The following is a 14,231-nucleotide window of genomic DNA, read 5'->3' as shown; positions in this document are numbered from 1 at the left end:
AATCTCAGTTCTTTCTTCATAAGTAGTTTTTCGTCCATTAGCCATAATTCTATCCCCTTGCTTATTTTGAGATTTAAATGTTTTATGACTATTATACTTCTTAATCCATTGCTGAAGAATACTATGTAAAGAAATATTGTAGAAATATATTTTGAGGTGGGGATAAAATTGATACAATAAATGAGAGTATACATCTTGTAAAACTTTTACAAGATGTAATGAATTTATTTAAACATAATATGAAAAAGTTGCTTGGTGATGCAAGAATATCTGCACCACAAGGTATGGTTATTGGACTTTTGAGTAAGACTAAGAAAATGAAGGTCACAGAACTTAGTAGCAAGCTTTGTTTATCAAACAGTACTGTATCTGGTATCATAGATAGGCTTGAAGCACAGGAAATGGTAATAAGAGAAAGAAGCAAAGAAGACAAAAGAGTAGTTTATGTAAGTATATCTCCTAAATTTGAAGATATGCATAAAGTCTTTCATAAACAAATGGAAAAAAATGTTCAAAATATAATTAATCAAAGTAGCTCAGAAGAACTTCAAAAAATCTCTGAAGGGTTAATTATACTTAAAAAACTTTTAACTTCTCAGCAAGACTAAAACAATAAAAAAGATTGGAGATGATTTTAAATGTTTAAATTGTTTAGGTATCTGAAAGAATATTCTTTACAAATAGTTGTAATAGTTTTATTAATTTTTACTCAAGTTCTTGCAAATTTGTATTTACCAACTTTGATGTCAGATATAATTAACAAAGGCATAGTACAAAAGGACATAGTTCAAACTATTTCGTTTTTAGGTTTTAGTGGTTCTTACCAAGGAGTCGATTATATTCTTAGAACTGGTGGAATCATGTTGCTTATTTCAGCAGGCGGCGCTATTTGCTCAATTATATCTACTTTCTTATCATCAAGAACTGCTGTTGGCTTTGGCAGGATTATTCGTAATAAATTATTTACTAAAGTTGAAGGTTTTTCATTACATGAGTTTGATAAAATTGGTACTGCTACTCTCATAACAAGAACTACAAATGATGTTACTCAAATTCAATCTGTGACTGTAATGATTTTTTCTATTATGCTTTTTGCACCTTTAACTGGTCTTGGTGGCATTTTTATGGCTTTAAGAGAAGATGCTCCTTTAACTTGGATTTTTGCAATAATAATTCCTTTCCTTGGAATAATCATTGGATTAACTCTAAAATCTGCTATGCCATTATTTAAATTAATGCAAATAAAAATAGATAAATTGAATCTTGTATTACGTGAAGGGCTTACTGGGATTAGAGTAATACGGGCTTTTAACCGTATAGATACCGAAAAAATTAGATTTGATGATGCAAACACTGATCTTATGGATAACGCTATAAAAGTAAATAAAATTATGGCCTTTTTAATGCCAATTATGATGTTAATTATGAATATTACAACAGTTGCTATCATATGGTTTGGTGGCATACGAATAGATGAAGGTAAAATGCAAATTGGTTCCTTAATAGCATTTATTCAATATGGAATGCAAATTTTATTTGGTTTCTTAATGCTTTCTATGGTATTTATAATGATACCAAGAGCTCAAGCTTCCGCCATAAGAATAAATGAAGTATTAGATATGGATTCAGAAATTTTAGATCCACAAAATACTATAGTTGCTGATAAAGAAAGTGGTTATGTTGAATTTAAAGATGTCAGTTTTAGTTACCCTGGCGCAGACCAGCCAGCTATTAATAACATAACCTTTAGTGCAAGACCTGGTGAAATAACTGCCATTATTGGTGGTACAGGTTCAGGTAAATCTACTCTCATAAATTTAATACCACGTTTTTATGATACAACTTCTGGCTCAGTGCTTGTAGATGGTGTAGATGTAAAAGAAATGAGTCAAGAGAGCCTTAGATCTAAAATAGGTTTTGTTCCTCAAAAGACTGTATTATTTTCAGGAACTATTGCTGACAATATTAAATATGGTAAAGATAACGCTACTATTGAAGAAGTTCAGCATGCAGCTAATGTAGCACAAGCTGCAGATTTTATAAATGGAATGACAGATGGCTATGAACACATTATTGCTCAAGGCGGAACAAATGTTTCTGGAGGACAAAAACAACGTTTATCTATAGCACGTGCTTTAGTTAGAAAACCTGAAATATATATTTTTGATGATAGTTTTTCAGCACTTGACTTTAAAACTGATGCAAAACTTCGCGCAGCACTAAAAAATGAAACTTCAAAAGCTACAGTACTTATTATTGCTCAAAGAGTCGCAACAGTTATGGATGCAGATAGAATAATCGTTTTAGATGATGGCTGCATTGCAGGCATGGGAACTCATAAAGAATTATTAACTAGCTGCAAGGTTTATCATGAAATTGTATCTTCACAGCTTTCAGAGGAGGAATTAGCATGAGCGAAAATAAAAATCTAAATAAACCAAGAGGTGGCATGGGCGGTCCAGGTGGCGGTGCAATGGGTTCCTTTGCACGTGGCCCTGTCGCAAAGGCAAAAGACTTTAAGGGAACTTTAAAAAGACTATTAAACTATTTAAAGCCCCAAAGAATTAGTTTTATTTTAGTGTTTATATTTGCAATCTTCAGTACTATTTTTACAATAGTAGGACCTAAGATTTCTGGATGGGCAATAACTAGATTAGTTGAAGGGGTGGTAGCAAAATTTACAGCTATGGGTCAAAACGCTGATTTGGTTAAGGCAGGTAAAGCGGCCAATGTTGAAATTCCTAACGTAGATTTTCCATATATAAGAAATGTGATTTTATTATTACTAGGATTATATTTAATAAGTACACTTTTTGGATTTCTCCAACAATATATTATGGCTGGAGTTGCACAAAAAACTGTTTATAATATTCGCCGAGATGTTGAAGATAAACTTTCACGTTTGCCACTTAAATTTTTTGATGCAAGAACTCATGGTGAAATTTTAAGTCGTGTAACAAATGATGTTGATAATGTTGCAACAACCCTTCAACAAAGTCTTACACAGCTTATTACTTCTATAGTTACTATAATTGGTATTATAGTAATGATGTTAACAATAAGTCCACTAATGACATTGGTTGTTGTTTTAACTTTACCACTTTACATATTGGTAACAGCTCTTGTTGCAAAACGCTCTCAAAAATATTTTGCAGCTCAACAAAAAGAAATTGGAGCTCTTAATGGTCATGTTGAAGAAATGTATACTGGCCATAAAATTGTTAAGGCTTTTGGACATGAGGATGATTCGATTGAAGAATTTAAGAATATTAATGATAGATTGTATAACGTAGGTTGGAAAGCTCAGTTTATATCAGGAATAATAATGCCTATGATGAGATTTGTTAGTAATATAGGTTATGTAATAGTTTGTGTTGTTGGTGGTTATTTAGCAATACAGGGTAAAATTACTATTGGTGATATTCAAGCTTTTATTCAATATTCTAATCAGTTTACTCAACCAATAGTTCAAACTGCTAACATTGCTAATATAATTCAATCTACAGTGGCTTCTGCTGAACGTATATTTGAATTATTAGATGAAGTTGAAGAATTGCCAGATGCATCTAATGCTAAGGTCATAGACTTTCCTAAGGGAGAAGTTAAATTTGAAGCTGTTAATTTTAGCTATAAAACAGAAGAGCATCTTATTAAGAACATGAACATAGATGTAAAACAAGGTCATACAATTGCAATTGTTGGACCAACGGGTGCTGGTAAAACTACCCTTGTTAACTTGCTTATGCGTTTTTATGAGATTGGCGAGGGTTCTATTTCAATTGATGGTGTAGATATTAGAGACATAAAACGTGGAGAATTACGTAATATGTTTGGTATGGTACTTCAAGACACTTGGCTTTTTAATGGCACAATATTTGACAATATTGCTTATGGAAAAAAAGGAGCAACAGAAGAAGAAGTTATGCAGGCAGCAAGAGCAGCTCATGCACATCACTTCATTAAAACTCTTCCAGATGGATACAACACAATATTAAATGAAGAAGCTTCAAATATATCACAAGGTCAAAAGCAACTACTTACTATCGCTCGTGCAATACTTGCAAATCCAACTATTATGATACTTGATGAAGCTACAAGTAGCGTTGATTCAAGAACAGAAGTTTATATACAAAGAGCTATGACAGATCTTATGCAAAATAGAACAAGTTTTGTAATTGCACATAGACTTTCTACAATTAGAGATGCAGAGTTAATACTAGTTATGAATAAAGGAAGTATCATTGAGATGGGTAATCATAATGAACTTCTTGCTAAGAATGGCTTCTATGCAGATCTTTATAATAGCCAATTTACTGGAGCGGCTTTAGATAATGAAGTAGTATAATTATAAGAAGCTATGTTTAGTGAAATCTAAATATAGCTTTTTATTTAGTTATTTTAGAACAATCAAATCTATTAATGTAGAAAATACTTTTTAAATTATTGATAAAGTATCTTTAACAACTACAAAACAGAAGCTACGAAGTTTTAATCCAAAAGTATTATAATAATGTAATAATCAAAGTTTGGAATAATAGAACGTAGAATGAGTACAGTATTATTCAGAATGGATTGCTTTATTTTTACATTATCTAATAAAATACTATGTAACAGTAGAATTAAATGCTAAAATATACATAATAAATCATATGGAGGAAACAAATGAGTAATACAAGTAATTATGAAAATCAAAATTCAATAAAAATAAGAAAAGCAAAAATGGAAGACTTAGAAATTATAGTTAAATTCAATTATAATCTAGCAAAGGAAACTGAAGATAAAGAGTTAGATTTAGACATTTTAACAAGAGGTATACAAGCAATTTTAAAGGATTCTTCCAAAGGACAGTATTATGTGTATACAATTGATGAAGAAGTAGTTGGACAAATTATGCATACATATGAATGGAGTGATTGGAGAAATGGTATGTTTCTTTGGGTACAAAGTGTTTACGTTGATGTTAAATACAGAAGAAAAGGTATCTTTAAAGAATTGTATAATTATGTAAAGAATATTTGTGATGAAAATGATGAAATAGCAGGTATAAGACTATATGTTGAAAAAGAAAATTTTAATGCTAAATCCACATATAAATCATTAGGAATGCAAGAATGTAATTATCATATGTATGAATATGAAGAATAGTGAAAGAACCTGTATGAGAGGGATTTTATATATTAAAGAGTTATATAGCTTAGATTGAATTAATGATAAATTAATATAATATATAAGTTGCAATTGGGAAACATGAAATATATGAATATAAAATATATAAAAATATAGAATAGAAAGGAAGTGAAATTTTAGAGAGAGAATATATTAAATAATCTCTCTTTGAAATAATATTATGGAAAATAAGAAAATAATAAGAGATGGACATATTCACTCGCCATATTGCCCTCATGGAACTAAAGATCCTTTTGAAATGTATGTGGAAAAGGCACTTGTTGAAGGTTTAGAAGAAATTACATTTACAGAACATATGCCATTTCCGTGCTATTTTATAGAGGATAAGAAGTTTTTAGATGAATGTGCTTTATCAAAGGACGTTGTAGAAAAATATTTAGATGAAGTAGAAAAATTAAAACCTAGATATAAAGATAAAATTAAGATAAATACAGGACTAGAAGTAGATTTTGTTGAGGGATATGAAGAAGAAATAAAAAAAATGCTCAATATTTATGGGCCTAAATTAGAAGATAGTATATTATCAGTTCATTTTATAAAAATAGATGATAAATATACAGCTATTGATTGGAAACCAGGATTTGAAGAAGCTTTAAAAGAGTTAGGTTCTGTAGAATTAATATATGATAAATATTATGAAACTTTATTAAAAGCAATCAAAGCAGATTTGGGAGAATTTAAGCCAAAGCGCATTGGACATCCTAATTTAATAAGAATATTTAATAATTTATATCCTTTAGAATATAGAAATAAAGAATTACTAGAAGAAATAGTACGAGAAATTAAAAAAAGAGATTATGAAGTAGATGTAAATACGGCTGGTCTTAGAAAACCTTATTGCGGTGAAATTTATGTATCAAATATATTTAAAAAATTAATAGAAAAATATGAAGTGAAAAAAGTTTATGGATCAGATTCTCATACAGCAAGTGATGTTGGAAGAGATTTTGATAAAGAATAAAGTAATAACTTTTAAAAATAATATGGAAATGTGATATGAATTAATGATAATGATTGTTATAAAAAATTAGATTGATATTTAAATATGGTTTTAAAATGGGGAGAGAAAATGCAGTTAGAGGATAGAAATTTTATTAGAGAAATTACATCATTTATTTTTGTAGATGATAAACTAGAAAAAGCTGATATTATTTTTGTACCTGGAGGATCATGGCCAGAGCCAGCTGAAAGAGCGGCAAAGCTTTGGTTAGATGAATATGCACCTTATATTTTACCTTCAGGAAAATATAGTATGAACAAAGGCTACTTTCCAGGATCAATGACTAAAGCTGATAAGTATAATAAAAATTATGAAACAGAATGGGAATTTATGAAGGATATAGCACTTTCTTATGGAGTTGATGAAAGCGCTATAATTAAAGAAGACAAAGCGGAATGGACGAAACAAAATGCGTTTAATTCACGTGCTGTCACTAATGAAAAAAATTTAGATATAAAGAAGGCAATTATTTGCTGTAAGTCCTTTCATGCTAAACGCTGTCTTATGTTTTATAGCTTTGCATATCCTAAAACAAAATTTAGTGTATGTCCAGTTGATATAGATGGCATAAATAAAGATAATTGGTATGAAACTAAGGAGGGTATAGATAAAGTTATGGGAGAATTATCTCGCTTAGGAGGACAATTAAAAGATGCAATTCCAATTTTGCAAGATAAGCAGCATTAACTTGTCTTTTAATAACATAGAAAAAGTCTATAATAAATTGTTTAAATCTGTGAAATAAGCATGTATTCACAAATTTGAAAGGAGTTATAAAAATCTTATGAAATATACTTATAAAGATAATAACTTTAAAAAAGGTGATATGTTAAGTATTGTTGTTGACAGAAAAGTAAATATCTATTTAATGGATTATATAAATTTTTCAAGATATAAAAGCAATAATAGCTGTGAGTATTATGGTGGAATAGCTAATAGCTCTCCATATAATATATCAATTCCAAGGACTGGCCACTGGTATATTGTTTTAGATTTAGGTGGCGATATAGGAATATTAAATTACTCTATAAAAGTGTTTAAATGATTCATCAAAAATCACAATATTTAATAGGAGATTTTATATTGACAATGACCTTAAAAAGGGATTAATATATAGAATAAAATAGTTATGAATGTAAAAATAAAGGAGAGATATAATGGCATATTATTTTAATGAACCATCACACACTTTCGGAGAATATTTATTAGTACCAGGATATTCTTCAACCCAATGCATTCCACAAAATGTAAGTTTGAAAACACCACTTGTAAAATTTAAAAAAGGTGAAGAATCGGAAATTATGCTTAATATTCCATTGACTTCAGCAATTATGCAATCAGTGTCAGATGATGGAATGGCAGTAGCTTTAGCTAAAGAGGGTGGAATTTCTTTTATATATGGATCCCAATCAATTGAAAATGAAGCAGCTATGGTTGCTAAAGTTAAAAGCTATAAGTCTGGATTTGTTACAAGTGCTGCTAATCTTAAACCAAATTCAACACTTGAAGAAGTAGTAGAATTAAAAGAAAAGACAGGTTATTCTACTATGGCAGTTACAGAAGATGGAACTGCGAATGGAAAGCTTATTGGTATAGTAACAAGTAGAGATTATAGAGTTACTAGAATGGATTTTAAGACACAGGTTTCGGAATTTATGACACCTTTTGATAAACTTACATATGCACATTCAGACATTACATTAAAGGAAGCAAATAATATTATTTGGGATAATAAATTAAATATGCTGCCATTAGTTGATAGAGATCAAAAACTAAAGTATATGGTATTCCGCAAAGATTATTCGGCTAATAAAGAAAATAAAAATGAACTTATCGATAGTCAAAAAAGATATGTTGTAGGAGCTGGTATTAATACTAGAGATTTTGCAGAAAGAGTTCCAGCATTAATTGAGGCGGGAGCAGATGTATTATGTATCGATTCCTCAGAAGGTTTTTCAGAATGGCAAAAGATAACTATTGAATATATACATAAAAACTTTGGTGAAAATATTAAAGTTGGAGCTGGAAATGTTGTTGATAAAGATGGATTTTTATTTTTAGCTGAAGCTGGGGCAGATTTTGTTAAAGTTGGAATAGGTGGCGGATCTATTTGTATAACTCGTGAGCAAAAAGGTATTGGCCGTGGTCAAGCAACAGCACTTATTGATGTAGTTGAGGCTAGAAATGAATATTTTGAGAAAACAGGAGTTTATATACCTGTATGTTCTGATGGTGGTATTGTACATGACTATCATGTAACATTAGCTCTAGCTATGGGAGCTGACTTCATGATGTTAGGTAGATATTTTTCTAGATTTGATGAAAGTCCAACTAACAAAGTTAATATAAATGGAAATTACATGAAGGAATATTGGGGAGAAGGCTCTAATAGAGCAAGAAACTGGCAAAGATACGATCTTGGAGGAGATAAAAAGTTATCTTTTGAAGAAGGCGTTGATTCATATGTGCCATATGCAGGAAGTTTAAAAGATAATGTTACTATAACATTAAATAAAGTACGCTCAACAATGTGTAATTGTGGAACTCTTACAATTTCAGAATTACAAAAGAATGCAAAAATAACATTAGTTTCTGCAACAAGTATAGTTGAAGGAAGTTCACATGATGTTATATTAAAGGATAACCATTATAATACTCAACAATAATAATTTACTAACATCCACTAAATAAGTTTCAATTGACTTTATTTACTGGATGTTGTAGTATATTAATATATAGATTTTAAGTAAAGAGAGGTATGTTTGTGAGTGTTTAGTATCTAAATAGATTAATTTAATATTAATTCAAAATAAGTATAATGTACTTTTATTTGTTGTTGAATTAATTAAAACTATTAAAGATACAAGCCACGAATTTACTTTAAAGATAGGTATGCTATCTGTATTTATTGTTGAATTTTTAAGCTGTGGAAGTGTCCACGGCTTTTTTTATATAATAAAGTATAAAAACCTAAATTTTATAAGCAGATACAATCAAGAGTTATTATTAAAATATTTGAATTTAGTATATATTAGAAAGTATGGTGTAGATACTTTTTATGATTTCATTTAAACAATAAAGATTTCAATAAAAATAATGCTTTTATTGTATGAATCCAATGAGGAAATTTTAAAATCTATATAAACTTTCGTGGTTTGAATATGAAAGTAAAGGAATTAAGAAGATGAATAATACCACATTAGAAAAATTAAATTATAATGAATTAAAAGAAATTGTTAAATCATATTGTGTAAGCAATTTAGGAAAGAAATTAATAGATAAATTAGTTCCAAGTAAAAATATAAAACAAGTTAAGCGAATGTTAAAAGAAACTTCTGAAGGAAGAAGATTAATAGAGGCAGCATATCATATGCCTTTAGAAGGAATTTTTGATATTTCTTCATTAATAGATAAAGTAGAAAAAGGTGGAGTTCTTGAAGCATCAGAGCTTACTACTGTAGAAGATTTTCTTAGAGGATGCAGAAAAGTTAAAGTATTTGTTAAAGATAAAGATGGATATGCAGAAACTTTAAGTTCTTATGGAGAAAATATTACTGATTTAAAAGATATAGAAGATGAAATAAAATTAGCTATTTGCGGAACCATTGTAGATTCAAATGCTACAAAAGATCTAAAAAGAATAAGAAGGTATATTGATATTTGTGAAGAAAAAATTAAAGAAAAGTTAGAAAAGTTTATAAAGAATCCTGGTAATAGAGAATATATACAAGAATTTTTTGTTAGTCAAAGAAATGGAAGATATACTGTACCTATAAAGGCTTCATATAAAAATAGTATCCAAGGAACTATTGTTGAAATTTCTTCAAAGGGTACAACTGCATTTGTTGAGCCTAATGTAATTTCAAAATACACAACTGAATTATTGTCTTTGAAAGCAGAAGAAAGCATTGAAGAATATAAAATATTAGCTACTTTAACTGAAATGATTTTTCAAAGAGCGCAAGAACTTAAAATTAATATAGAGGTTATTTCAGAATATGATATGATTTTAGCAAAAGCAAAATACAGTAAAGAAATTAATGGAATTGAACCTAAATTAAATGATTATGGATATATTAAAATAATTCAAGGAAAGTATCCATTAATAAAAAATAGTGTTCCTTTAGATTTCGAAGTTGGAAGTGATTATAGAAGTTTAATAATCACCGGACCAAATGCAGGTGGAAAAACAGTTGTATTAAAGAGTGTTGGACTCCTTACATTAGCAACATTAAGTGGTTTTCATATAAGTGCAAAGAAAGGCACTGAAATATCAGTATTTAATAATATTTTTGTTGATATTGGTGATAATCAAAGCATTGAAAATGCATTAAGCACTTTTTCTTCTCATGTAAAAAATCTAGCAGAAATTTTAAAGGAAAGTAATAAAAATACATTATTATTTTTTGATGAAATAGGAAGTGGAACAGAGCCCAATGAAGGGGCAGCACTTGCTATTGCAATTTTAGAAGAATTTTATCATAAAGGCTGTATTACTGTGGCATCTACTCATTATGGAGAAATTAAAAATTTTTCAGAAAAACATGCTCATTTTGAAAATGCAGCTATGGAATTTAGAAAGGATACCTTAGAACCTTTATATAGGCTTCATATAGGAAAAAGTGGAGATAGTAATGCACTATATATTTCTAAAAAAATGGGCATAAGTGAAAGTATTATTGAAAAAAGTAAAAAATATATTGAAACTAAGGAATATAATTATGAACTTTTAGAAGCTGATAAAATTACTCTCAATAAAGCAGAAACTATTAACGAAGTTGAATATTTTTATGAGCAAGGTGATAAAGTCTTATTATTAGATAAAAATTTAAGTGCTATTGTTTATAAAGGAATAGATAAATTTAATAATATAACAGTTCTTTTGAATAATCAATTATTAGAGGTAAATTACAAGAGGGTAAAATTAGAATTTAAAGCTAAAGAACTATATCCAGAAGGTTATGATTTAAATCAATTATTCACATCTCATAAGGAGAGAAAACTTGAAAGAGATATTATAAGAGGATCAAAGAAGGGGTTGAAAAAGTTTAGAAAACAAGAAGGTATATAGAAATTAGAAAGATATATAGGTGTAAATATAATATAAAATGTCTAACTAATTTTTTATGTTAAAATAATGTATAGGAACTAAGAATAGTCAGCTGATTTGCTCCTAAATAATTAATAGTAATTAAATTTTAATGGTAAATTAAAATTATAATAGTTAATTGGATTTAAAATATTAAAAATAAAGTTGTCTTATTATAAATATATAAATAAGGCAACTTTTTAATTTGCTTTAACTAAGTTGAAAAATTGTAATTTTAAGGTAAACTAGCTAGATGTCTCTTTTTTATGGTAAGGAATGGTGGTATAATACTAGAATAGAATTTTAAATAAGATTGATATTCATTTATAAATAATAAGTTAAAGGAGGGAAATCATGAAAAAAGTTTTTGAAGTTACTTTAAAGCAAATGATACTTATTATTCATAGAGCAATTAATTCGGTGGACATTAGACTTTTTAATCATGGAGAGCAAGTTGCATATATTATGATGAATTTATTAAAAACAGATGGAAAGTATAGTGATGAAGAAATACTTAAAATTTGTGCAATATCTGTTTTTCATGACATAGGAGCATATAAGGTTACAGAAAGAGACAAGCTTGCACAAATTGATACTATATCTCCATTTGATCATGCAATTTATGGCGCATTATTTATAAAATACTTTTCACCTCTTTCAAAGTTATATGAGATAGTATTAACTCATCATTTTACATTAAAATATTATAAGAATAGCAAGATAGATGTTATAAGTAAAGAAGGGTTATTGTTAAATTTTGCAGATTATATAGATAGAATTTATTTAAATAAAAAAGCATTACCAAAAGATTATTTTGATAATGATAGAGGAAATCATTTAAAAGAACATATAGAACTATTTGTAGATGCAGAGAAAAAATTTGGATTTATAAATAAATTATTAGATGGCTCTTATGAAGAGGAATTACATAAGTTCTTTGAAACTAAAATTCTTACTAGAGAAGAAGTAATAGCGTATAGCAAAATGTTAGCATATTCAATTGATTTCAGAAGTGAAGCAACTGTTAAACATACAATATTAGTTGAAGCAATAAGTTATCAAATAGCAAAACTATGTGGTTTAAGCGAAGAAACATTAATTCAAATCAAAGTTGCAGCCGTACTTCATGATATAGGGAAAATAGGAATTCCGGTAGAAATACTTGAAAAACCTGGTAAGCTTACATTAGGAGAATGTGAAATTATGGAAAGGCATTCTATAATTGGTTACAATATTTTAAGTGATTTAAATATAGATGATATAAGGGACATAGGAACGCTTCATCATGAAAAAATAGATGGAACAGGATATCCTTTTGGGATAAAAGGAGAAGAATTAACCATAGAAATTAGAATAGTAGCAATAGGAGATATTATTAGTGCTTTATTTGGTGCACGAAGTTATAAAGAATCATTTGATAAAGAGAAAATTATTAAAATATTAGAAAATATGGTAAGGAGTAATAAAATAGATTCTGAAATAACAAATTTGTTTATAAATAATTATGAGTTTATTATGAATGAAGCTTTAAAACAAAGTAATGATTTAATGGACAAATATTTAAATTTAAATTATGAATATAAAACCATATTAAAACAGTTTTCTTAACGATTATATGGAGAACAGGATTAATTATAAATACACAAAAGAAAAATTATAATATAAAAAGAGTTTATCTTAAAGATAGAATAAATTTTATCGTAAGATAAGCTTTTAATTTTTTCTTTAGAAAATCTTTCGTTTTATATAAATAATATCTTTAAATATTAAATGTATAATTTAGCTATACTCATGAGTAAACAACTATTTTTCATTCTGGTATTATATATTAAATACGGTATAATATATACCGAAATGTAAATTATATAAAATACCTTACTACCTACCCATAAACTATGTTATTAAATATATAGAACTATTTTGTAGTAAGAATATAGCAATTTAAAAATAAAGGGATGGTCTTTAGCATTAATAAAAAATTAAAATAAAAATTGGAGAAAAACAAATTACTTCAATCAGTAATTAAGCTTGAATTTATGAATTATAAGTATATTTTAATAACTATCATAAATATATTAATGTTGTATAATAAGTAACTCATAAAGTGTAATAGATAATAAAGGGTAAGGATGTTTAAGAATAATGAATTTATATAATATTTTAATTGTGGAAGATGAAAAAGAAATATGTGACGGAATTGAAATATATTTAAAGAATCAAGGATACAATGTCTTTAAGGCGAGTAATGGAATAGAAGGGCTTCAGACGATAGAAAGAGAGACTTTACATTTAGCTATTGTAGATATAATGATGCCTAAGATGGATGGAGTAACAATGGTTATGAAACTTCGCGAAAATTATGAATTTCCTGTAATTATGCTAACTGCAAAGTCAGAAGAAATGGATAAGATAATGGGACTTAATATTGGTGCGGACGATTATGTAACCAAGCCATTTAATCCAATGGAGCTTTTGGCTAGAGTTAATTCTCAGCTTAGAAGATATTCTAAATATTTAAGAGTAATAAATAATGTAGAAGAAAGTGCAAACAGTTTTGTAATTGGTGGTCTTGAATTAAATATGGACAATAAAGAAGTAACCTTAGATGGTGAAGAAATAAAGCTTACACCAATTGAATTTAAAATATTGGAATTACTTATGAAAAATGCAGGAAAAGTATTTTCAGCAGAATCAATATACGAACATGTTTGGAATGAACAAGCCATAAATACTGATACAGTAATGGTTCATGTTAGAAATATTAGAGAAAAAATAGAAATTGATAGGAAAAATCCAAAATATTTAAAGGTGGTGTGGGGAGTTGGATACAAAATTGAACGACAATAAAAAGGTAGTTGAAGAATTTCATGATGATAAGAATAATAATGAGATTAATATTAATGTTAATAAACAGTATAAAAAACTTTATATTCTAAATATAATAGTATTTTTAAT

Annotated in this window: 11 protein-coding genes; all 11 read left to right on the top strand. The window is 28.0% G+C overall.

Annotated elements, in window-relative coordinates; translation table 11 throughout:
* Positions 1-239: 239 nt before the first annotated feature.
* The 11 genes from CLPUN_RS00360 (at position 240) to CLPUN_RS00310 (ending at position 14,123) form a co-directional block, all read left to right on the top strand.
* Positions 240-608 (top strand): MarR family winged helix-turn-helix transcriptional regulator, encoded by a 369-nt coding sequence (locus CLPUN_RS00360; protein WP_341423530.1) that lies wholly within the window; start codon positions 240-242, stop codon positions 606-608.
* Positions 609-638: 30 nt separating this feature from the next.
* The gene (locus CLPUN_RS00355) at positions 639-2,414 is read left to right on the top strand and encodes an ABC transporter ATP-binding protein (protein WP_077845409.1); all 1,776 of its coding nucleotides are present in this window, start codon (positions 639-641) and stop codon (positions 2,412-2,414) included.
* On the top strand, positions 2,411-4,345 hold the full coding sequence (locus CLPUN_RS00350; RefSeq protein WP_077845408.1) for an ABC transporter ATP-binding protein: 1,935 nt from the start codon (positions 2,411-2,413) through the stop codon (positions 4,343-4,345). Before CLPUN_RS00355 ends, CLPUN_RS00350 begins: the two co-directional genes overlap by 4 nt.
* A gap of 317 nt (positions 4,346-4,662) precedes the next feature.
* On the top strand, positions 4,663-5,145 hold the full coding sequence (locus CLPUN_RS00345; RefSeq protein WP_077845407.1) for a GNAT family N-acetyltransferase: 483 nt from the start codon (positions 4,663-4,665) through the stop codon (positions 5,143-5,145).
* Between the two features lie 202 nt (positions 5,146-5,347).
* Positions 5,348-6,148, top strand: a complete 801-nt coding sequence (gene hisJ / locus CLPUN_RS00340; RefSeq protein WP_077845406.1) for a histidinol-phosphatase HisJ — start codon at positions 5,348-5,350, stop codon at positions 6,146-6,148.
* A 108-nt stretch (positions 6,149-6,256) separates the two neighbouring features.
* Complete coding sequence (locus CLPUN_RS00335; protein ID WP_077845405.1) at positions 6,257-6,874, top strand: YdcF family protein; 618 nt, start codon at positions 6,257-6,259, stop codon at positions 6,872-6,874.
* Between the two features lie 97 nt (positions 6,875-6,971).
* Positions 6,972-7,232: a DUF1883 domain-containing protein gene (locus CLPUN_RS00330; RefSeq protein ID WP_077845404.1), complete on the top strand. Its 261-nt coding sequence runs from the start codon at positions 6,972-6,974 to the stop codon at positions 7,230-7,232.
* 112 nt (positions 7,233-7,344) lie between these two features.
* On the top strand, positions 7,345-8,853 hold the full coding sequence (locus CLPUN_RS00325) for an IMP dehydrogenase (RefSeq protein WP_077845403.1): 1,509 nt from the start codon (positions 7,345-7,347) through the stop codon (positions 8,851-8,853).
* Positions 8,854-9,371: 518 nt separating this feature from the next.
* Positions 9,372-11,258, top strand: a complete 1,887-nt coding sequence (locus CLPUN_RS00320) for an endonuclease MutS2 (RefSeq protein WP_077845402.1) — start codon at positions 9,372-9,374, stop codon at positions 11,256-11,258.
* A gap of 372 nt (positions 11,259-11,630) precedes the next feature.
* Positions 11,631-12,884 (top strand): HD domain-containing phosphohydrolase, encoded by a 1,254-nt coding sequence (locus CLPUN_RS00315; protein ID WP_077845401.1) that lies wholly within the window; start codon positions 11,631-11,633, stop codon positions 12,882-12,884.
* 534 nt (positions 12,885-13,418) lie between these two features.
* Positions 13,419-14,123 (top strand): response regulator transcription factor, encoded by a 705-nt coding sequence (locus CLPUN_RS00310; protein ID WP_077845400.1) that lies wholly within the window; start codon positions 13,419-13,421, stop codon positions 14,121-14,123.
* The last annotated feature ends 108 nt before the right edge of the window (positions 14,124-14,231 follow it).

This window comes from Clostridium puniceum (assembly GCF_002006345.1).
GTDB classification, from domain to species: Bacteria; Bacillota; Clostridia; order Clostridiales; family Clostridiaceae; genus Clostridium; species Clostridium puniceum.
Note: the sequence above shows the minus strand (reverse complement) of the source record. Positions and strands in the feature narration are given on the sequence as shown.

Coding starts and splice junctions, on each gene's coding strand:
- CLPUN_RS00310 (WP_077845400.1), top strand. CDS start 13,419: ATGAATTTATATAATATTTTAATTGTGGAAGATGAAAAAGAAATATGT.
- CLPUN_RS00350 (WP_077845408.1), top strand. CDS start 2,411: ATGAGCGAAAATAAAAATCTAAATAAACCAAGAGGTGGCATGGGCGGT.
- CLPUN_RS00345 (WP_077845407.1), top strand. CDS start 4,663: ATGAGTAATACAAGTAATTATGAAAATCAAAATTCAATAAAAATAAGA.
- CLPUN_RS00315 (WP_077845401.1), top strand. CDS start 11,631: ATGAAAAAAGTTTTTGAAGTTACTTTAAAGCAAATGATACTTATTATT.
- CLPUN_RS00335 (WP_077845405.1), top strand. CDS start 6,257: ATGCAGTTAGAGGATAGAAATTTTATTAGAGAAATTACATCATTTATT.
- CLPUN_RS00355 (WP_077845409.1), top strand. CDS start 639: ATGTTTAAATTGTTTAGGTATCTGAAAGAATATTCTTTACAAATAGTT.
- CLPUN_RS00320 (WP_077845402.1), top strand. CDS start 9,372: ATGAATAATACCACATTAGAAAAATTAAATTATAATGAATTAAAAGAA.
- CLPUN_RS00360 (WP_341423530.1), top strand. CDS start 240: ATGAAAAAGTTGCTTGGTGATGCAAGAATATCTGCACCACAAGGTATG.
- CLPUN_RS00330 (WP_077845404.1), top strand. CDS start 6,972: ATGAAATATACTTATAAAGATAATAACTTTAAAAAAGGTGATATGTTA.
- CLPUN_RS00325 (WP_077845403.1), top strand. CDS start 7,345: ATGGCATATTATTTTAATGAACCATCACACACTTTCGGAGAATATTTA.
- hisJ (WP_077845406.1), top strand. CDS start 5,348: ATGGAAAATAAGAAAATAATAAGAGATGGACATATTCACTCGCCATAT.